This is a genomic window from Haemophilus paraphrohaemolyticus, assembly GCF_002015045.1.
Lineage (GTDB): Bacteria > Pseudomonadota > Gammaproteobacteria > Enterobacterales > Pasteurellaceae > Haemophilus_A > Haemophilus_A paraphrohaemolyticus.
Genome location: NZ_MUXX01000012.1, coordinates 175,570 through 193,747, shown reverse-complemented (window position 1 = coordinate 193,747; position 18,178 = coordinate 175,570). Strand labels below are relative to the sequence as shown.

The window sequence follows — 18,178 nt, the reverse complement described above, 5'->3', positions numbered from 1 at the left end:
AACAAATTATGTCAAAAACATCAATCGGTTTAGATAAAGTTGCATCAGCAGAATTAGCTTCAAAATTAAATGATTTATTAGCAAGCTATCAAGTGTTCTATACTAACGTGCGTGGTTATCACTGGAATATCAAAGGTGTGAATTTCTTTGAATTACACGCTAAATTTGAAGAAATTTATACAGATTTAATCACGAAAGTGGATGAAGTCGCAGAGCGTATCTTAACTTTAGGTTACACACCAAATAACGCATATAGCCAATACTTAAAAGTGTCACGTATTCAAGAAGACATTGCGGTAAACAGTGCTCAAGCGTGCTTATCTGGCACTTTAGCAGGCTTAAAAGTGTTACTTGAACAACAACGTGAAATTCTTGAACTTGCAGGCGAAGCAGGTGATGAAGGCACAAATTCTCAAATGAGTGACTACATCAAAGAGCAAGAAAAATTAGTGTGGATGTTCCAAGCAGCTTGCCAAACTTGCCACGCTTAATTTTAATCATTAAATAAATCAAAGGCTAACAGTGAGAGCTGTTAGCCTTTCTCAATTTTTGAAAAGAAGAGACATATAGAACAAATAAAAATAACCGCTTATAGAATACTCTATAAGCGGTTATTTTTTCTATGAAATGGGAAAATTAATCTTCGACCCAAACTTCTTTGGCAATCTCTTCAACGTGGCGAACTTTTGCCCATTGTTGAGCTTCAGTCATCACGTTACCTTCTTCGGTTGAAGCGAAACCACATTGCGGGCTTAAACAAAGTTGCTCAAGTGGCACATATTTTGCCGCCTCTTGAATACGTGCTTTGATGGCTTCTTTATCTTCCAACTCTGGGAATTTTGAACTGATTAAACCTAACACCACGCGACCTTTGTTGTTCGCAAAATGTTTTAACGGCTCAAAACCGCCTGAACGTTCATCATCATACTCTAAGAAATAACCATCGTAGCTAGTTTGACCAAATAAGCTATCTGCCACTGGATCATAGGCACCCGTTAATAAGTAAGACGATTTGTAGTTACCACGGCAAACGTGAGTAGTAATAATCATATCAGCAGGTTTGTCTGCAAGAATCGCTTGCACGTTCGCAACTGCTTGGGCTTTATCAGCTTCAAAAGTTGGTTGTGCGTGATTGTTACAGAGTGAGCCCCAATACACATCATCAATTTGTAAGTAGCGACAACCTGCTTCGTAGAATGCTTTGATGGCTTCTTTATAAGCTTGTTGTACATCTTTGGCAAATTCTTCGCGAGTTGCATACACACCGTGATCCCATTGCACTGGGTACATTAATTGGTTAGGGCTTGGGATGGTAAATTTTGCGACCGCACGACCATCAACGATTGCGTTAAATTTTTTGAAATGCTCAATAAATGGGTGATTTGGATTCCAAGAAACTTTGCCACAGCAGCGAGTATTGTAAGGGCGGACTTCCACACCTTTGAATGCATAGGCTTTTTCTGGCACATAACCTTCAATACCATTTAAGTTTTCTAAGAAATCAATGTGCCACCAAGAACGGTGATATTCGCCATCGGTAACTACTTGAATACCTGCTTCAAGTTGAGCTGCCACTAATTTACGCACTTCTTGTTCTACAATTGCATCGCGTGCTTCAAGCGAGATTTTGCCTGCCTTGTAATCAGCGTGAGCTTGTTTCCAAGAATCAGAACGTAAATAAGAGCCAACAGTGTCAGCATGTAATGGTAATTTTTTAGTCATTTTCACTTCCTTCTTTAATAAAATAAGCGGTAAGATTTTGCAATAAATTTACCAGAAAGTCTTTCGCTTTTTCACAAATTAGTAACAAAATTTCACCGCTTACTGCCTAGCCGCCAAATGCGACTGAATTAAGTTCATAAAAGCATCGCCAAAACGTTCTAATTTTCGTTCACCCACGCCGTTAATGTCTAACATCTCCGCTTTTGTAGTTGGTGTGAATTGTGCCATTTCTTCGAGAGTCGCATCGTTGAACACTACGTAAGGCGGAATATTCTCTTTGTCGGCAATCTGTTTGCGTAAGAAACGTAAGCGAGCAAATAAATCTTTGTCGTAGCGGGCAGTAGCTTGTTTCTGGCTATATGCAGAAGCTGAGAAAGTTAAACGAGGCGTTGCCAATTCCAACTTCACTTCTGAACGTAATACAGGGCGTGCCTCTTCGGTAAGTTGCAAGGCTGAATTATTCACAATGTTTTGCTTAATTAAGCCTAAATGAATCAGCTGACGAATCACACTTACCCAATAATCTTGGCTTTGGCTTTTTCCGATCCCATAAACGCTCAGTTGGTCGTGTCCATATTGGCGGATTTTTTGATGATTTAAGCCACGTAGCACAGAAATAATGTAGTGCATTCCGAATGCTTGCCCTGTGCGATAAATCACCGACATCACTTTTTGTGCATCAACTAGCCCATCATATTTACGCGGTGGATCGAGGCAAATATCGCAGTTTTTGCACGGTTCTTGACGAGATTCGCCAAAATAGTTGAGCAGAACCAAGCGACGGCAAATTTGTGATTCAGCAAATGCACCAATGGCTTGTAATTTGTGTTGTTTAATATCGCGTTGCTCGCTTTCGGGTTCTTCCAACAGCATTTTTTGCAGCCACGCATAATCTGCTGGGTCGTAAAACATTACCGCTTGTGAAGGCAAATCATCACGTCCAGCACGCCCCGTTTCTTGATAGTAAGATTCAATACTTCTCGGCAAGTCAAAATGCACCACGAAACGGACATTGGATTTGTTAATCCCCATTCCAAAAGCAATGGTCGCTACCACCACTTGAATGTTGTCGCGTTGAAAGGCATTCTGTACCGTTTCCCGCTGTTGCACGCTCATACCCGCGTGGTAGCCCATCACGGAAATGTTTCTGGCACTCAGTTTCTCGGTAATCTCTTCCACTTTTTTGCGGCTGTTACAATAGACAATCCCACTCTTGCCTTTTTGCCCTGCGATAAATTTTGCTAACTGTTCCATTGGCTTGAATTTTTCTTGCACGGTGTAGCGAATGTTCGGACGGTCAAAACTACCCAAATAAGTGTGCGGGTCGTTTAAGCGAAGATGGTGCAAAATATCCGCACGCGTGGTTGGGTCTGCCGTGGCGGTGAGTGCCATAAGCGGTATATTTGGAAAAGTATTTCGCAAATTGCCCAAAAGAGTGTATTCAGGACGGAAATCGTGCCCCCATTGTGAAACACAGTGGGCTTCGTCAACCGCAATAAAGCTGATTTTGCAATGAGAAATAAAGTGATAGAAACCTTGGGTCATCACTTTTTCGGGCGAAAGATAGAGCAATTTAAGCTGCCCATTTAAGGCTTTTTGCTCAACGGCTCGCTGTTCTTCAAGCGTTTGGGTTGAGTTGAGATAAGCGGCTTCAATGCCGTTTGTAAGAAGCTGATCAACTTGATCTTTCATCAATGAAATCAGCGGCGAAATCACAAGGGTAATCCCTTCTAAACAGAGGGCTGGCACTTGATAGCATAACGATTTTCCACCGCCAGTGGTCATAATAACAAACGTGTCCTTGCCCGCAAGCGTGGATTCAATCACCTCTTGCTGACCTTGACGAAATTGCTGATAACCAAATACGTTTTGTAGTACGGTTTGTGGGGTGGAATATGGTTGCATTGAATGTAGGGAGGGCTTTAGCCCNNGGGCTAAAGCCCTCCCTACGAATTAAGAAGTAAATTTAACCTCTTCCCCATGTCTTGCGAATGCTTCTTCTAGATGCTGCCAGAAAGAACGTCCTTCAGCGGTTTTCCATTCATCATCAAGATATTTGAAATGGAAGCCGCCCAGTTTACTTGCAAGCCAAAGTTCAAGCATTGCTTCTTGTTTGTTGATGATAATTTGTGAATCGTCATCGAAAGTTAAAGTACAAACTGCCCCTTGAATTTCGGCATCAACCGATAAACCTTCATCATCAATTTTTTCTTCGATTTTGTCCCACGTTTGTTCAACTAATTGGTGAAATTGTGCTACGTTCATTTTTATTCCTTATTTAAAATAAGCTTTTTTACCAAAAAATTTTTTATTTAATTTTGCAAATGGGCGTTTAACTTCTTTTACTAATCTAATAATAAGTGGTAATTTCTTTTTATTTTTCTTATCCCTTCTTTGATCTCTTTCACCACCTTCTCCTCCCATAACACCAAAACTAGATGTTTGAGGATTTAATAGGCAATCTTGGATACATACTGCAGGTTGCATTTGCCATACAGTATATTCTTTTTTTAGTAAAAGTTGCTTAAATAATAAATTATCTATCTCAATATCTTTAATTTCCTTTATATTTTTAACTAAAAAATCGATTCCTTTTTTAGTAACAATATAGCCTCCAGTTCCAGAATTTGATTTGGTTAATTTATAAAATTTTCTACCTAGGTATTCTTTAATAGAAAAAACAGATAATATAACAGTATCAAAATTTTTCTCAATTTTCACAATGTCAACATTATCATCAATATAGTTATTATTTAGTAATAAATTAGCATTCTCACCTAAATAGATGTCATCTTCAAAAATACAAATGTAATCAAGCTCTTTTTCTTTAGCTAAAAAATATAAAGCGATATGGCTTAATGCACAAGCTATTTCTCCTTTAGTAAGAGGGCTATTAGAAATATCAATGCCTAATTCTTTCGCTTTTAATTCTAAATTATTTGGGGTAATAGCATCAAAAAATTCAAAGGTAATATTTTGCTTACCAAATTCTTTGGTAATATGCTCTCTTCGATCAGTTGCTGTTGTTAAACTAATTACATAATTGTGTTGTATATTTTGCATAAATTACCATTTACAAATTTTTCTAAAAATTCGACCGCTTACAAACTTGGTAATTCCGTCATTGCCCAACGAGGTTTTACACTCACACTTAAATCGGTTTGCTCACCATGTTTTAAGCGAAGGAAGCCTGTGTAAGCAATCATCGCACCGTTGTCAGTACAAAATTGCGGTCGAGGGTAGTAAACCTCTCCGACAAGGGATTTCATCATTTCGGCTAAATCGGCACGGAGCTGTTTATTTGCACTCACACCGCCCGCCATCACTAAGCGTTTATAGCCTGTTTGTTGTAAGGCTCGTTTGCATTTGATGATGATGGTATCGACCACCGCTTGTTGGAAGGCGTGAGCGATGTCGCAACGGGTTTCGTCGTCTAATTTACCGTTCTCATCCAAATTGGTATTAATGGTGTTTGCGGCAAACGTTTTTAAGCCTGAAAAGCTAAAGTCTAAGCCAGGACGATCCGTCATTGGGCGTGGAAAAACAAAGCGATTTGGCGTGCCTTTTTCCGCTAATGTTGAAACTGCCACACCAGCTGGATAATCCAATCCAAGCAGTTTACCTGTTTTATCAAAGGCTTCACCCGCAGCATCATCGATAGATTCGCCAAGCAATTCATATTGCCCAACACCATCCACTTTCACTAATTGTGTATGTCCGCCTGAAATAAGTAGTGCGACAAAAGGAAATTCTGGCGGGGTCTCTTCCAACATTGGAGCGAGTAGATGCCCTTCCATATGATGTACGCCGAGTGCGGGGACGCTCCACGCATAGGCAAGCGAACGGGCTATAGTTGCTCCTACTAATAGCGCACCAACTAAGCCCGGGCCTGCGGTATAAGCCACGCCATCAATCTCGCAAGCGGTCAAATTTGCTTCTTTTAATGCAGCTTCTATCAGTGGCACGGTTTTGCGGATATGATCACGTGAAGCCAATTCTGGCACCACGCCGCCGTAGTCTGCGTGCATCTCAATTTGGCTGTAAAGCTGGTTGGCAATTAAGCCTTTTTCTTCATCATAAATGGCAACGCCTGTTTCATCACAAGAAGTTTCAATGCCGAGAATTTTCATACTATGCTTTAAATACTAAAGCCACAGAAGCATTGAGCCGCTGTGGCAAAATTAAAATGAAATTAAATTAGAACTGTTCGCCGTAAGCAGGTTTGGTTACGTTTGGATACTCTTTGCCCTTATTTGCTTCAATCAAGGTTTCCACTTTCTGAGCTGAATCATTTAAGCCCATTTGTTCAAATGCTTTTTTCATATAAGGTAAGGCTTCAGCAGTTGCTTTTGCATCAGGATAGAAACGCATCATTTCTTCTACACGGTTGGTCATTGCCACATAAGCATCACGCTTGTCGTAGAATTTCACCACTTCAAGTTCGTGTTCTGCCATACGGTTTAGCAAATAGCCCATCCATTGTTGTGCTTCTGGCGCATATTTGCTGTTTGGAAAATCACGCACGATGGTTTGGAAGCTACCGTAAGCGTTACGCACCGCATCAATTGAGCGAGAGGCACGGTTTACACCAAAGAAATCCTGAATAAAATTGTCGCCTAAACGAGCATTTGAGAGTGCTGCTAGATAGAATACATAATCTGTATGAGCACTATTTGGGTAAGCTCGCACAAAACGTTCTGCAATATCTAATGCTTTATAATATTCGCCTACTTTATATTGTGCATAAATCAAGCTCAATTGCGTTTGTTCACCAAATTGCCCTTGAGCATTGCCTTTTCCTCCAATGGCATCTAAATAGCGGATCGCTGAGTTATAATCGCCATCTTGCAAGTAAGTTTGACCTTTATTATAAAGATCTTGAGCTGATGCCTCTTCGAGTTCTTTATTTGAATTTGAGCAACCCACAACGAATAAACCCGCTAACATAAGCGAAGCAAGAGAAGTAAATTTACGCATAATAATATTACCTTAAAGAGATAAAAAGTGTCTAAGATCAAAAGTTAATGTACAATACTTACAATAGACCAAAGGCACTTCATTAAGTTCGTACGAATTGCCTTATTTTATAACACGCTCACAAATAAGCAATAGATAATAGATTAAATAGGAATGGACAAATGGTTCAACAGATGACGCTAACTGCAGAGGTTTCTGCCGATTTATTAGGTGCAAGGCTTGATCAGGCACTTGCACAACTTTTCCCAGATTACTCACGCTCACGTTTAAAAGTTTGGATTGAAAACGATTTAGTAAAAGTAAATGGCAAAGTAGTCAATAAAGCACGTGAAAAAGTTTTTGGTGGCGAACTGATTGAAGTATTGGCAGAAATTGAAGAGGAAGTGCGTTTCGAGCCGCAAAATATCCCACTTAATATCGTGTATGAAGATGACGATATTATTGTGATCAATAAACCTAAAGATTTAGTTGTTCACCCTGGTGCGGGTAATCCAGATGGCACAGTATTAAATGCACTGCTCTATCATTACCCACCGATTGCAGAAGTGCCACGTGCGGGCATCGTGCACCGTCTGGATAAAGATACAACAGGCTTAATGGTGGTGGCGAAAAATATTCCCGCTCAAACCCATTTAGTGACAGCACTGCAAAAACGTCAAATTACCCGTGAATATGAAGCGGTTGTGAGTGGCATTATGACTCAAGGTGGTAAGGTTGATGAGCCAATGGCACGCCACCCAACTAAACGCACCGCAATGGCAGTACATCCAATGGGTAAACCTGCAGTCACGCATTACCGCATTATGGAGCGTTTCCGCAACTATACCCGTTTGCGTTTACGCTTGGAAACAGGGCGTACACACCAAATCCGCGTACATATGGCACACATTGCTCACCCTCTTTTAGGAGACCAACTTTACGGCGGACGTCCCCGCCCTCCTAAAGGAGCAAGCGAAGAATTTTTGGCGGTATTACGTTCATTCCAACGCCAAGCACTACACGCTGCAATGCTACGTTTAGAGCATCCAATCACTGGCGAATTGATGGAATGGCACGCTTCTCTACCAGAGGATTTTGTTGAGCTCATCCAAGCCTTAAAAGATGATTATGCGTTGTATAAGGATCAGTTGGATTATTAATCCTAAAATAAAGGCTTAATAAATTAATATTAAGCCTTTATTTTTCACTATTCTTAGTTAATTTTTGTGGTACTTCTTCTAAACGCTCAGGCTGCCTATCTAACAAATAATCCAACACCATTCCCGCTCGTGCAAAAAATTCTCTTATTCGCACTTTGAAATGTCCTTCTGGATATTGGGCAACAAAACAAACTGCATCAATATTTCGTGTTTTCGCTATAAACATCGCTCGTTCACAGTGAAAACGCTGACTAACCACCACAAATGGCGGTAATCGAAATACTTTATCAGCTCGAATAATGGAGTCCAATGTACGATAACCTGCAAAATCTTGTTGAATTTGCACCGCTTGTACGCCTTGTCTTCGGAGATCATTCGCCATTACCCGAGGTTCATTATAGTAAGGCGTTTTGTTATCGCCACTAACTAAAAGTTGTTGTACTTTGCCTTGTTTAATCAAATCACGTGCGGTTTCAATCCGATATTTATAATAGAGATTGGGTGCACCTGTGGTGTAATATTTCGCCGTGCCAAGCACTACTGCCGTCTGATAATGAGGTAGTTTATTGACATCAGTATAAATACGATCTCGTACCCAGTAGCTTGTTGCGATATCAATTACAATCAGTAAAAAACTTAGTGCAATAAGCAGCCAAAATCCCCATTTTAAGGCAGCCCAAAAGGCTCTTTGAAGAAGAGCTAAATGGACTTTAATAGTGTTATTTAGGAATAGGTTAAACATAATCAATCACAATTTATAACGGCTCAAACCGATTTTATTGAACTCACTTTAAAATAACAAGTTATAGATTAGCTTTCCAGACGTTTAGACGGCTAAAATTTCTTGACAAACTACCTCGCTCTCGCTACCTTACGCATATTTCATCTCGCAAGCGGTAAAATTTCTGCTTTATTTTGCAAATCAAGGTTATATGGCACAAAGTATTACACTATTTGAGGATAAACCTCTCTCATTAGCGCTCGGTGGCGAACTTTCGCCTATTCAAGTGGCATATCAAACCTATGGCACATTAAATGCAGAAAAAAGTAATGCAATACTACTCTGCCACGCGCTGACAGGCGATGCAGAACCCGCTCTTTCTGGTATGGATAAAGGCTGGTGGCAAGATTTTATCGGCCCAAATCTTGCATTTGATACCAACAAATACTTTTTTATCTGCTCAAACGTTCTTGGTGGCTGCAAAGGCACAACGGGCCCCTCTTCACTCAATCCTAGTACTGGAAAACCTTACGGTAGCCAATTTCCTCTCATTTTGGTTCAAGATATTGTAAAAGTTCAAAAAGCCTTGATTGATACATTAGGCATTTCCCACTTACACGCGGTTATCGGCGGCTCTTTCGGTGGGATGCAAGCCACCCAATGGGCGATTGATTACCCTGATTTTCTTGATAATGTTATCAATATTTGCTCCTCGCTTTCAATGAGTGCCGAAGCAATTGGTTTTAACCATGTAATGCGCCAGGCAATCATTAACGATCCGCATTATAACAACGGTGATTATTACGATGGCATTGCGCCCGACAACGGCTTAAAAATTGCTCGAATGCTAGGGATGCTTACCTATCGAACCGATGTGCAGCTCGCAAAAGCCTTTGGACGTGAAACCAAGCAAAATGGGCAATTTTGGGGCGACCATTTTCAAGTAGAATCTTACTTAAGCTATCAAGGTGTGAAATTCTTAGATCGCTTTGATGCCAACAGCTACTTACGTTTATTGCGTGCATTAGATCTCTATGATCCTGCATTTAATTATCCAAATTTAAATACCGCTTTGGATAAAATTAAGGCGAATTACACCCTAATTGCGATTATCAGCGATCAGCTATTCAAATTACGCGATGTACAAAAAAGTCGTCAGCAATTGCAAGATGCGGGCGTAAATTTAACCTATCACGAGCTCAACTCTAATTTTGGACACGACTCGTTTTTAGTCGATTATGCCTTTTTTGAGCCATTGATTAAGCAGGCGTTGAATAGATAAACAACATCGTCAATTATGTAAAGAAATCGTTTTCCTATCACTAAAATCGGAAATTTTCGCTATAATAGAGCGTTAATTTTTATTTTTAGAGACAAATATTATGGCGACAATTAAAGATGTAGCGAAATACGCGGGGGTTTCCACCACAACCGTTTCACACGTCATCAACAAAACCCGTTTTGTGGCGGAGGATACCACTAAAGCGGTGTGGGATGCAGTGCAAGCCCTCAACTACTCCCCAAGCGCTGTGGCGCGTAGTTTAAAAGTAAACACCACCAAATCTATCGGGATGATTATTACCACAAGCGAAGCTCCATTCTTCGCAGAGATTGTGCTTGCGGTGGAAGAATATTGTTACCGTCAAGGCTACTCGCTTTTTTTGTGCAACACGCAAAATAACCCAGAAAAAATCCAAAACCACTTGGATATGTTGATCAAAAAACGCGTAGATGGCATTTTAGTTATGTGTTCCGAATATACCGAAAAATCACTTGCACTATTTAATGGCACAAACGTACCAATGGTAGTCATGGATTGGGGCACACACGATGGAAAAAGCGATCGAATCTTAGATAATAGCTTCGAAGGCGGTTATTTGGCGACTCAGCATTTAATTGAAAACGGCCATAAAAAAATTGGTGTGATTGCAGGAAATCTAGAAAAAACGACCGCTAGAACCCGCTTTGAAGGTTTTTTAAAAGCGATGAATGATGCGGGTTTACCTATTGAAGACAAATGGGTTGTCGAAGGCGATTTTGAACCAGAAGATGGCTACGAATGTATGAATAATCTGTTCCGCTTGGAAGAATTGCCCACTGCGATTTTCTGTTTTAATGATGTGATGGCGTTGGGAGCAATCTCAGCGATTACCGAACGGGGACTTTCTGTACCGAATGATATTTCCATTATCGGCTACGATAACATTCACAATTCGCGTTTTTATGCCCCCCCATTAACGACCGTACATCAATCGAAATCGCGATTAGGCACTAAGGCGTTGGATCTGTTATTAGAGCGAATTAAGAAAGAAGAAACGGCAGCTTTACCACAAACACTTGAGTTTCACCCTGAGTTAGTGAAACGCCATTCTGTCAAAAACATAAATAAATGAGGAAAGGTAATGGAATTTTTAATTAGCTTTTTTAGTAGTTACGGTTATTGGGCTGTTTTCCTCGTGTTAATCGCCTGCGGATTTGGTGTGCCAATTCCTGAAGATATTACCCTTGTTTCAGGTGGTGTTATTTCTGGTTTAGGTTACACCAACGTGCATTGGATGTTAGTCGTGAGTATGCTTGGCGTATTGATTGGCGATAGCACAATGTATTGGCTTGGTCATATTTATGGTGAAAAAATCCGTCATTTTCCGCTTATTCGAAACATTATCACAGAAGAACGCTACAAAATGGTGCAAGAACGCTTTGAAAAACAAGGCAACCGCCTCTTATTCTTAGCACGTTTCTTACCAGGTTTACGTGCCGTAGTTTATTTGGTTTCAGGTATTACTCGCCGCGTGAGCTTTACCCGCTTTGTGTTGGTCGATTTCTGTGCTGCAATTATTTCTGTGCCAGTTTGGGTATATTTGGGCGATTATGGTGCTCAACAATTAGACTGGTTAAAAGAGCAAGTAGAACATGGTCAACATGCTATTTTTACGGTGCTTGGTTTAGTGGCGATTTATTTTGCCTTTAAATGGTTTAAAGGGCGGAAGAAAAAATCCCCCCCCCTTATGTAGATGTAGGGGCGTGTTGTACACGTCCTTTTTCAAATTTTCGGGCATGTGCAACACGCCCCTACTACACAGTTTCTATAAAATTTCATGAAACCACTTTTTCCATTTCTTTCACTTTATCGCAACCATTTCGGGCGCTTGTTGCTCGGTACAATCCTAGCCATTACAAGCCTTTCCGCCAGCATTGGATTGCTCAGCCTTTCAGGCTGGTTTTTAGCCGCTTCATTTTTAGTTGGCTCAACGATTTTATTTAACTTCTTCTACCCCTCTTCAGGGGTGCGAGGCTTAGCGATTGGACGAACCATCTCGCGCTATTTCGAACGCTTGGTCACACACGATGCAACTTTCCGCGTGCTTGCAGAACTACGTATTTCCGTCTTTAAAAAGCTGATTCCTCTCAGTCCAAGCGGCCTAAATCGCTTTAGAAATAGCGAATTGCTGAATCGTCTAGTGGCAGATGTAGATACGCTCGATACCCTTTATCTCAACCTACTATCGCCATTTGTTAGTGCAATTATGGTCATTACTTTTATGGCGATTGGCTTGTCGTTTATCTCAGGTTTATTAACAATCATCATCTGCGGCACATTGCTTGCCTTGCTTTTCATTTTCCCTGCCATTTTCTACCGCTTGGGGCAGAAATCAGGCAAAAAAATCATTCAGGCACGTGCGGAATATCGTAGCCAATTTATCGAGTGGGTTCAGCTCAATGCGGAATTTTTACTCTTTGGTTTAGTCCCACAAATGACTGAAAAACTAGAAAAAACCGAACAAACTTGGCTAAGTTCACAAAGCAAAGAAAACCAATTAACGGGTTTTTCGAATGCACTGCTGACCTTTATGAACGGCGTGTTAGTGTGCATCGTTATTTTATTGGTTGCTACTGCAATTGACGCCCCAAGTGCAGATACCCCCGAAGCCCTTGTGGCTCTGGTTATTTTCTGCGTGATGGCATCAGCTGAAATTTTAATGCCAATTGGCATTGCATTTTTGCATTTAGGTCAGCTTATTACAGCGGCTGAACGATTAAATGATGTGATTGAACAACGCCCACTTGTCGCGTTTAATGGCTCAGCAAGCTGGCAAAATATTGCTGAAAATCAACCGCTTGTTCGTTTTGAAAATATTACCTTCAGCTACCCTGCAAGCCATCAAGCTGCATTAAACGCCCTTTCGTTTGAAGTAAACAAAGGAGAAAAAGTGGCTATTTTAGGCAAAACGGGCAGCGGGAAATCAACCATTTTCCAACTGCTTAACCGCCATTACGATCCAACAAGCGGTCAAATTTTGCTGGCAAATTGCAATGTAGCTGACTACCCTGAAGCAACGCTAAGATCGCATTTGGTCACCCTCAGCCAACGCATACATATTTTCAGTCAAACGTTGCGTGACAACCTCTTAATGGGAAATCCTCACGCAACGGATGAGCACCTCAAATTGGTTTTAGAACAGGTGGAGCTTGCTTATCTTTTACAAGAGCAGGGCTTAGATTTATGGCTCGGTGAAGGTGGCAGACCACTTTCTGGTGGTGAACAACGCCGATTGGGATTAGCCCGCGTGCTCTTGAGCAATGCAGAATTAGTCTTACTCGATGAACCAACCGAAGGGCTCGATCGTGAAACTGAACAGCAAATCTTAACGCTCATATTCACACACTGCCAAACACGAACATTGCTAATGATTACCCATCGCTTGCAAGGATTAAAACGCTTTGACCGTGTTTATCGAATAGATAACGGGCAATTATTGACTTAATTTTATTTAAAACATCAGAATTTTTATGGCAAAAAACTACCAAGATATTGCAATTGCATTTGCTGCAACCTGTCAAGCAGCAACGTTAGTACAACAATTTGCACACAACGGTTTTGCTAAAGACCACGAAGATATGGCAACATTGATGAAAAGCTTGCTGGCCACTCAACCAGATTCTACGCGATCCATCTATGGCGATGATTTAGCCCATCTTAAAACGGGCATTGAAACTGCTCTCGCTCAACTTGGTGGCGGCAATGGCAAGCTCGATACCGAAATCGGACGTTATTGGGTTAGCCTGTTATCACTCAGTCAAAAGCTGAATAAATCGCCTGAAGCCAAAGCCCAGCTTGTACAACGTTTGCAACAAATCGAGCGACAACTTTCGCTTTATGAAGGCGATATTATGGCAGACCAAATGGTTGCCAACCTTGCTGCCATCTATAGCGATATAATCAGCCCGCTTGGCACTAAAATCCACGTATTGGGTATGCAAGATTACCTCGTCCGTCCAGACATTCAGCAAAAAATCCGTGCCACGCTACTTGCAGGTATCCGTGCAGGTATTCTCTGGCAACAAGTTGGCGGAATCCGCTGGCAATTTTTGTTTTCACGCAAGAAATTGTTAAATCAAATGAAATCGCTTTATCAAATGCTTTAGAATTTCTCGCTTTAAAAGAAATAATAGAACAAGCCTATAGTTAAATTTATTGATTTTGAAATGCCGTTTTTCATCACAAATCTTATAGGCTTTTTAATGTCAATTTGTTAAAATTTCCGCCTCAAATTGAGAGGAAACCAAATGACAACGATCTCACCTATTTTAGGTCTTTCAGACGAAGCACAGAAAGTGCGTAATGCGTTGCTTGCCAAAGGTATTGAAACGCCCACTGTATCACACACCAAAGATAAAGACAGCCGTCGTGCTGAAATTCAAGCGCATATGCGTTCAGTATTGGAATTGCTTGGTTTGGATTTGCGAGATGATAGCCTTGAAGAAACGCCAAATCGTTTAGCAAAAATGTATGTTGATGAAATTTTCAGCGGTTTGGATTATGCGACTTTTCCGAAAATTACTAACATTGAGAACCGAATGAAGGTTAGCGAAATGGTGTTGGTGGATGATATTACTTTGACATCTACCTGTGAACACCATTTTGTGACCATTGATGGTAAAGTGGCGGTGGCATATTATCCGAAAAAATGGGTGATCGGGTTATCAAAAATCAATCGTGTGGTGCAATTCTTCGCACAACGTCCGCAAGTGCAAGAGCGTTTTACTGAGCAGATTTTAACTGCCTTCCAGACGATTTTAGAAACTGAAGATGTGGCTGTTTATGTAAAAGCAACTCATTTCTGTGTGAAATGTCGTGGTGTGAAAGATACCAATAGCTATACCGTAACATCTGCCTTTGGCGGTGCTTTCTTAGACGATCGTGATGTTCGCAAAGAATTTTTAACGTTAATTAAAAAATAAACTCAAATGAAAATCGCATTAGGGATTGAGTATGACGGCAGCCAATATTTTGGTTGGCAGCGTCAAGAGAGTGTATTAAGCGTGCAACAAAAACTCGAAGATGCGTTATCCGTCATCGCTAATTCTCCGATCGAAGTGTTTTGTGCAGGAAGAACAGACTCTGGCGTACACGGTACGGGGCAAGTTGTGCATTTCGAAACTGAGGTGCAACGTCCTTTAGAAAGTTGGTGTTTCGGTACAAATGCACATCTGCCTGACGATATTTCAGTGAAATGGGCGGTAGAAGTACCTGCGGAATTTCACGCACGTTTTAGTGCAACCGCTCGCCGCTATCGTTATATTATTTTCAGCCGAAAACTGCGTTCTGCGATTTTACCGCATGGTGTTTCCCATTATCACTGCGATCTTGATCACAAAAAGATGCACGAAGCTGGGCAATTTTTATTGGGTGAAAATGATTTTTCGTCTTTCCGTGCAGCCAAATGTCAGTCACATACGCCTTGGCGAAATATTCATCATCTCAATGTTTCGCAAATGGGAAATTATATTATCGTGGATATTCAAGCAAATGCCTTTGTACATCATATGGTGCGTAATATTGTGGGCAGTTTGATTGAAGTGGGTAAAGGGACTCAACCTATCGAATGGATTAAGTGGTTGCTTGAACAAAAAGATCGCAGTCTAGCTGCACCAACAGCAAAAGCAGAGGGGTTATATTTAGTCGATGTGCATTATCCTGAGCATTTTGGCATTCCTAAAACGGCACTAGGTCCATTATTTTTACCAGAGTAAAGATGCAAAAAAGCCAAATGGCATTTTGTTTTGCCACTTGGCTTTTGCATTTTATTTTATCGATTAAAGATTAGTGCTCTTTTTTCTCTTTTAATTTAATGAGCTGAGCTTCTAATTTTTTCGCAAGATCATTGATTGCATTATATAGATCTTCATTTTCTGCTTTAGCAACTAAATCACCTAGAGGCGAACCAATGGTTGCATCCACTTCATAGCTGTTAGGCTGTTTAATAATAATGAAATGTGGGTTAATCAATTGGAGTTGAAATTTATCAAATTTCGCTAAACGCTCCTCAATATGGGTACGGATTGCAGGGGTAATGTCCATTTGTTTGCTAGAGATATTGAGTGACATAACGTTTTCCTCTTCGTTAGTTTAGTTGTTCTTGATGGTTTTAAAATATGCCTTTTGCTCCAACCTTTCAAGAATAATTTTTCATTAAATTTCAAATTTGTGATCAACTTAACATTTTTTATTATCTTTTGGCTATAATTTAGCACTACAGAAATCAACATACATAATCTATGATAGAAAACAAACAACTTCCTCCTTTTCAGCCTGCTTTCTTAAAACCTCGATATTGGGGCTTATGGCTTGGGATTGGTATTTTTAAGCTTATTTTGGCTCTACCTTATCCTATGTTAGTACTTTTAGGCAAAGGATTAGGCAAACTATTTGCCAAACTTGGCTTTGGAAAACGTCGTATTCGTATCGCTAAACGCAATCTTGAATTGTGTTTTCCTGATTATACGCATGGGCAAATTGAACAAATTTTAGCGAAAAACATTGAATCCGTTGGAATGGCAATCATTGAAACAGGAATGGCGTGGTTCTGGTCAGATAAGCGTATTTTAAAATGGTCGAAAGTGGAAGGGATTGAGCACCTTAAAAATGTGCCTGAGAACAGCGGAATTCTCTTTGTTGGCGTGCATTTTTTAACCCTTGAGCTGGGAGCGAGAATTGTTGGATTACATCATCAAGGCGTTGGCGTATATCGCCCGAACGATAATCCATTGCTAGATTGGATCCAATTTCGGGGTAGAATTCGCTCAAATAAAGCAATGCTCAATCGTAGTGATTTACGTGGAATGATTAAAGCATTAAAAGCTAGAGAAACCATTTGGTATGCCCCAGATCACGATTACGGTCGAAAAAACAGCGTATTTGTTCCATTTTTTGCGGTAAAAGAAGCGTGCACCACTGCGGGAACAAGAATGCTTTTAAAATCTGCTCCACAAACAAAGGTTGTGCCATTTTCGCCAATACGAAATGAGGATTTTTCGGGTTATACTGTAAAAATCAGCCCAGCGGTTGATTTTTCAGATTGTGAAGATGATGTTCAAACTGCAACTAAAATGAATAAAGTAGTTGAAGGTGAAATTCTCAATGCGATCGAACAATATATGTGGTTGCACCGCCGTTTTAAAACACGACCGAATGAAAGCGATCTTAGCCTTTACGATTAAAATGTAATGAAAAACACAACTCTTGCAAAAAAACACTTGCATATTTTGAAGTATTTTTGCAATCTATGAACGAAAGCCAATCATAATAAAAACAGGAGTCGAATTATGGCAATGCCCTTATTTCACGGTAGTATTGTAGCACTGATTACCCCAATGACACACGGTGAAGTGAACTACGAAGAATTAAAAAATTTGGTGGAACACCACGTTCAGGCTGGAACACACGCGATTGTTTCTGTCGGAACAACTGGGGAATCTACCACGCTGAGCATTGATGAAAATGTGAAAGTGATTAAGAAAACCGTTGAATTTGCTGATGATCGTATTCCTATTATTGCAGGCACAGGCTCAAATGCGACAAGTGAAGCGGTCACAATGACGAAATTACTTGCAAACAGTGGCGTCGCAGGTTGTTTGAGCGTTGTACCTTATTACAATAAACCAACCCAAGAAGGGATGTATCAACATTATAAAGCGATTGCAGAATCAACTGATTTACCGCAAATTTTATATAATGTACCAGGTCGTACAGGCAGCGATTTAAAACCTGAAACTATTGGTCGCTTATCAAAAATTGAAAATATTGTTGGTGTGAAAGAAGCTACAGGCGACTTAAGTCGTTTACCGCTCATCAAAGAATTAGCTGGTGAGGATTTCATCTTCTTAAGCGGTGATGATGCAACAGGTTTAGCGTCAATGAAATTAGGCGGCCAAGGTGTTATTTCTGTGACCAATAACGTGGCAGCTGCTGATATGGCTAAAATGTGTGAATTGGCTCTAGCAGGCAAATTTGAAGAAGCGGAAGCGATTAACCAACGTTTAAATGCATTGCACCACGATCTGTTTGTGGAAGCAAACCCAATTCCTGTGAAATGGGCAGCCTATAAATTAGGTCTAGTGAGTGAACCAAATTTACGTTTACCATTAACCACTCTCTCTGAAGAAGCGCAACCAAAAGTGTTGGCAGCATTAAAACAAGCGGGTTTAATTGCATAATATTTTACGAATAGGCACAGTGCGTGCCTATTTTTTTGTAAATAAATGGTTAAAAACCACCGCTTGTCGTTCCTCTCTTACTCTTTTTATACTATAATTCGCCATCTTTCTTTGTTCTTTA

The 18,178-nt window shown here is 40.4% G+C and carries 19 protein-coding genes; 11 read left to right on the top strand and 8 right to left on the bottom strand.

Annotated elements, in window-relative coordinates; genetic code table 11:
- Window positions 1–8: 8 nt before the first annotated feature.
- Window positions 9–491: a Dps family protein gene (locus tag B0184_RS06585; protein WP_005708724.1), complete on the top strand. Its 483-nt coding sequence runs from the start codon at window positions 9–11 to the stop codon at window positions 489–491.
- 145 nt (window positions 492–636) lie between these two features.
- Here the strand turns inward: B0184_RS06585 and B0184_RS06580 are convergent, their stop codons facing one another.
- The 6 genes from B0184_RS06580 to B0184_RS06555 all read right to left on the bottom strand — a co-directional run bounded on the left by B0184_RS06580 (window position 637) and on the right by B0184_RS06555 (window position 6,699).
- On the bottom strand, window positions 637–1,722 hold the full coding sequence (locus tag B0184_RS06580) for a 5-methyltetrahydropteroyltriglutamate--homocysteine S-methyltransferase (protein WP_005708875.1): 1,086 nt from the start codon (window positions 1,720–1,722) through the stop codon (window positions 637–639).
- A gap of 99 nt (window positions 1,723–1,821) precedes the next feature.
- A complete protein-coding gene (recQ, locus tag B0184_RS06575) occupies window positions 1,822–3,627 on the bottom strand; it encodes an ATP-dependent DNA helicase RecQ (RefSeq protein WP_005708718.1) in 1,806 nt (601 codons plus the stop codon).
- Window positions 3,628–3,675: 48 nt separating this feature from the next.
- Complete coding sequence (gene cyaY, locus B0184_RS06570; protein ID WP_005708735.1) at window positions 3,676–3,987, bottom strand: iron donor protein CyaY; 312 nt, start codon at window positions 3,985–3,987, stop codon at window positions 3,676–3,678.
- A 9-nt stretch (window positions 3,988–3,996) separates the two neighbouring features.
- Entirely contained in the window at window positions 3,997–4,785 is a 789-nt protein-coding gene (locus tag B0184_RS06565; protein ID WP_005708822.1) for a glycosyltransferase family 25 protein, read from the bottom strand.
- Between the two features lie 38 nt (window positions 4,786–4,823).
- Complete coding sequence (tsaD, locus tag B0184_RS06560) at window positions 4,824–5,852, bottom strand: tRNA (adenosine(37)-N6)-threonylcarbamoyltransferase complex transferase subunit TsaD (RefSeq protein ID WP_005708733.1); 1,029 nt, start codon at window positions 5,850–5,852, stop codon at window positions 4,824–4,826.
- 67 nt (window positions 5,853–5,919) lie between these two features.
- The gene (locus tag B0184_RS06555) at window positions 5,920–6,699 is read right to left on the bottom strand and encodes an outer membrane protein assembly factor BamD (protein WP_005708799.1); all 780 of its coding nucleotides are present in this window, start codon (window positions 6,697–6,699) and stop codon (window positions 5,920–5,922) included.
- Between the two features lie 161 nt (window positions 6,700–6,860).
- On the opposite strand from B0184_RS06555, the gene rluD reads away from it, so the two are divergent.
- Window positions 6,861–7,838, top strand: a complete 978-nt coding sequence (gene rluD / locus B0184_RS06550; protein ID WP_005708870.1) for a 23S rRNA pseudouridine(1911/1915/1917) synthase RluD — start codon at window positions 6,861–6,863, stop codon at window positions 7,836–7,838.
- 37 nt (window positions 7,839–7,875) lie between these two features.
- Here rluD and B0184_RS06545 read toward each other — a convergent pair whose 3' ends face one another.
- A complete protein-coding gene (locus B0184_RS06545; protein WP_005708781.1) occupies window positions 7,876–8,580 on the bottom strand; it encodes a SanA/YdcF family protein in 705 nt (234 codons plus the stop codon).
- A 190-nt stretch (window positions 8,581–8,770) separates the two neighbouring features.
- On the opposite strand from B0184_RS06545, the gene metX reads away from it, so the two are divergent.
- The 7 genes from metX (at window position 8,771) to truA (ending at window position 15,594) form a co-directional block, all read left to right on the top strand.
- Window positions 8,771–9,841: a homoserine O-acetyltransferase MetX gene (metX, locus tag B0184_RS06540; RefSeq protein ID WP_005708742.1), complete on the top strand. Its 1,071-nt coding sequence runs from the start codon at window positions 8,771–8,773 to the stop codon at window positions 9,839–9,841.
- 100 nt (window positions 9,842–9,941) lie between these two features.
- Complete coding sequence (gene purR / locus B0184_RS06535; RefSeq protein WP_005708862.1) at window positions 9,942–10,952, top strand: HTH-type transcriptional repressor PurR; 1,011 nt, start codon at window positions 9,942–9,944, stop codon at window positions 10,950–10,952.
- Window positions 10,953–10,961: 9 nt separating this feature from the next.
- The gene (locus B0184_RS06530; protein ID WP_005708752.1) at window positions 10,962–11,573 is read left to right on the top strand and encodes a DedA family protein; all 612 of its coding nucleotides are present in this window, start codon (window positions 10,962–10,964) and stop codon (window positions 11,571–11,573) included.
- Window positions 11,574–11,657: 84 nt separating this feature from the next.
- On the top strand, window positions 11,658–13,325 hold the full coding sequence (gene cydC / locus B0184_RS06525) for a heme ABC transporter ATP-binding protein/permease CydC (protein WP_005708880.1): 1,668 nt from the start codon (window positions 11,658–11,660) through the stop codon (window positions 13,323–13,325).
- 25 nt (window positions 13,326–13,350) lie between these two features.
- Window positions 13,351–13,986 carry a high frequency lysogenization protein HflD gene (hflD, locus tag B0184_RS06520; protein WP_005708861.1) on the top strand — a complete coding sequence of 212 codons (636 nt, stop codon included), beginning with the start codon at window positions 13,351–13,353 and terminating at the stop codon, window positions 13,984–13,986.
- 141 nt (window positions 13,987–14,127) lie between these two features.
- Window positions 14,128–14,802 carry a GTP cyclohydrolase I FolE gene (gene folE, locus B0184_RS06515; protein ID WP_005708774.1) on the top strand — a complete coding sequence of 225 codons (675 nt, stop codon included), beginning with the start codon at window positions 14,128–14,130 and terminating at the stop codon, window positions 14,800–14,802.
- Window positions 14,803–14,808: 6 nt separating this feature from the next.
- Window positions 14,809–15,594, top strand: coding sequence for a tRNA pseudouridine(38-40) synthase TruA (gene truA, locus B0184_RS06510; RefSeq protein WP_005708894.1), 786 nt, complete (start codon window positions 14,809–14,811; stop codon window positions 15,592–15,594).
- A gap of 70 nt (window positions 15,595–15,664) precedes the next feature.
- Here truA and hpf read toward each other — a convergent pair whose 3' ends face one another.
- Window positions 15,665–15,949, bottom strand: a complete 285-nt coding sequence (hpf, locus tag B0184_RS06505) for a ribosome hibernation-promoting factor, HPF/YfiA family (protein WP_005708841.1) — start codon at window positions 15,947–15,949, stop codon at window positions 15,665–15,667.
- 170 nt (window positions 15,950–16,119) lie between these two features.
- On the opposite strand from hpf, the gene B0184_RS06500 reads away from it, so the two are divergent.
- Both B0184_RS06500 and dapA read left to right on the top strand, forming a co-directional pair.
- Window positions 16,120–17,061 carry a Kdo(2)-lipid IV(A) acyltransferase gene (locus B0184_RS06500; RefSeq protein WP_005708812.1) on the top strand — a complete coding sequence of 314 codons (942 nt, stop codon included), beginning with the start codon at window positions 16,120–16,122 and terminating at the stop codon, window positions 17,059–17,061.
- 105 nt (window positions 17,062–17,166) lie between these two features.
- Window positions 17,167–18,057 (top strand): 4-hydroxy-tetrahydrodipicolinate synthase, encoded by an 891-nt coding sequence (gene dapA, locus B0184_RS06495; RefSeq protein ID WP_005708763.1) that lies wholly within the window; start codon window positions 17,167–17,169, stop codon window positions 18,055–18,057.
- The last annotated feature ends 121 nt before the right edge of the window (window positions 18,058–18,178 follow it).

Bases quoted from the DNA above. Each gene is read 5' to 3' on its own strand.
- B0184_RS06585 (WP_005708724.1), top strand. From the start codon at position 9: ATGTCAAAAACATCAATCGGTTTAGATAAAGTTGCATCAGCAGAATTA.
- B0184_RS06580 (WP_005708875.1), bottom strand. From the start codon at position 1,722: ATGACTAAAAAATTACCATTACATGCTGACACTGTTGGCTCTTATTTA.
- recQ (WP_005708718.1), bottom strand. From the start codon at position 3,627: ATGCAACCATATTCCACCCCACAAACCGTACTACAAAACGTATTTGGT.
- cyaY (WP_005708735.1), bottom strand. From the start codon at position 3,987: ATGAACGTAGCACAATTTCACCAATTAGTTGAACAAACGTGGGACAAA.
- B0184_RS06565 (WP_005708822.1), bottom strand. From the start codon at position 4,785: ATGCAAAATATACAACACAATTATGTAATTAGTTTAACAACAGCAACT.
- tsaD (WP_005708733.1), bottom strand. From the start codon at position 5,852: ATGAAAATTCTCGGCATTGAAACTTCTTGTGATGAAACAGGCGTTGCC.
- B0184_RS06555 (WP_005708799.1), bottom strand. From the start codon at position 6,699: ATGCGTAAATTTACTTCTCTTGCTTCGCTTATGTTAGCGGGTTTATTC.
- rluD (WP_005708870.1), top strand. From the start codon at position 6,861: ATGGTTCAACAGATGACGCTAACTGCAGAGGTTTCTGCCGATTTATTA.
- B0184_RS06545 (WP_005708781.1), bottom strand. From the start codon at position 8,580: ATGTTTAACCTATTCCTAAATAACACTATTAAAGTCCATTTAGCTCTT.
- metX (WP_005708742.1), top strand. From the start codon at position 8,771: ATGGCACAAAGTATTACACTATTTGAGGATAAACCTCTCTCATTAGCG.
- purR (WP_005708862.1), top strand. From the start codon at position 9,942: ATGGCGACAATTAAAGATGTAGCGAAATACGCGGGGGTTTCCACCACA.
- B0184_RS06530 (WP_005708752.1), top strand. From the start codon at position 10,962: ATGGAATTTTTAATTAGCTTTTTTAGTAGTTACGGTTATTGGGCTGTT.
- cydC (WP_005708880.1), top strand. From the start codon at position 11,658: ATGAAACCACTTTTTCCATTTCTTTCACTTTATCGCAACCATTTCGGG.
- hflD (WP_005708861.1), top strand. From the start codon at position 13,351: ATGGCAAAAAACTACCAAGATATTGCAATTGCATTTGCTGCAACCTGT.
- folE (WP_005708774.1), top strand. From the start codon at position 14,128: ATGACAACGATCTCACCTATTTTAGGTCTTTCAGACGAAGCACAGAAA.
- truA (WP_005708894.1), top strand. From the start codon at position 14,809: ATGAAAATCGCATTAGGGATTGAGTATGACGGCAGCCAATATTTTGGT.
- hpf (WP_005708841.1), bottom strand. From the start codon at position 15,949: ATGTCACTCAATATCTCTAGCAAACAAATGGACATTACCCCTGCAATC.
- B0184_RS06500 (WP_005708812.1), top strand. From the start codon at position 16,120: ATGATAGAAAACAAACAACTTCCTCCTTTTCAGCCTGCTTTCTTAAAA.
- dapA (WP_005708763.1), top strand. From the start codon at position 17,167: ATGGCAATGCCCTTATTTCACGGTAGTATTGTAGCACTGATTACCCCA.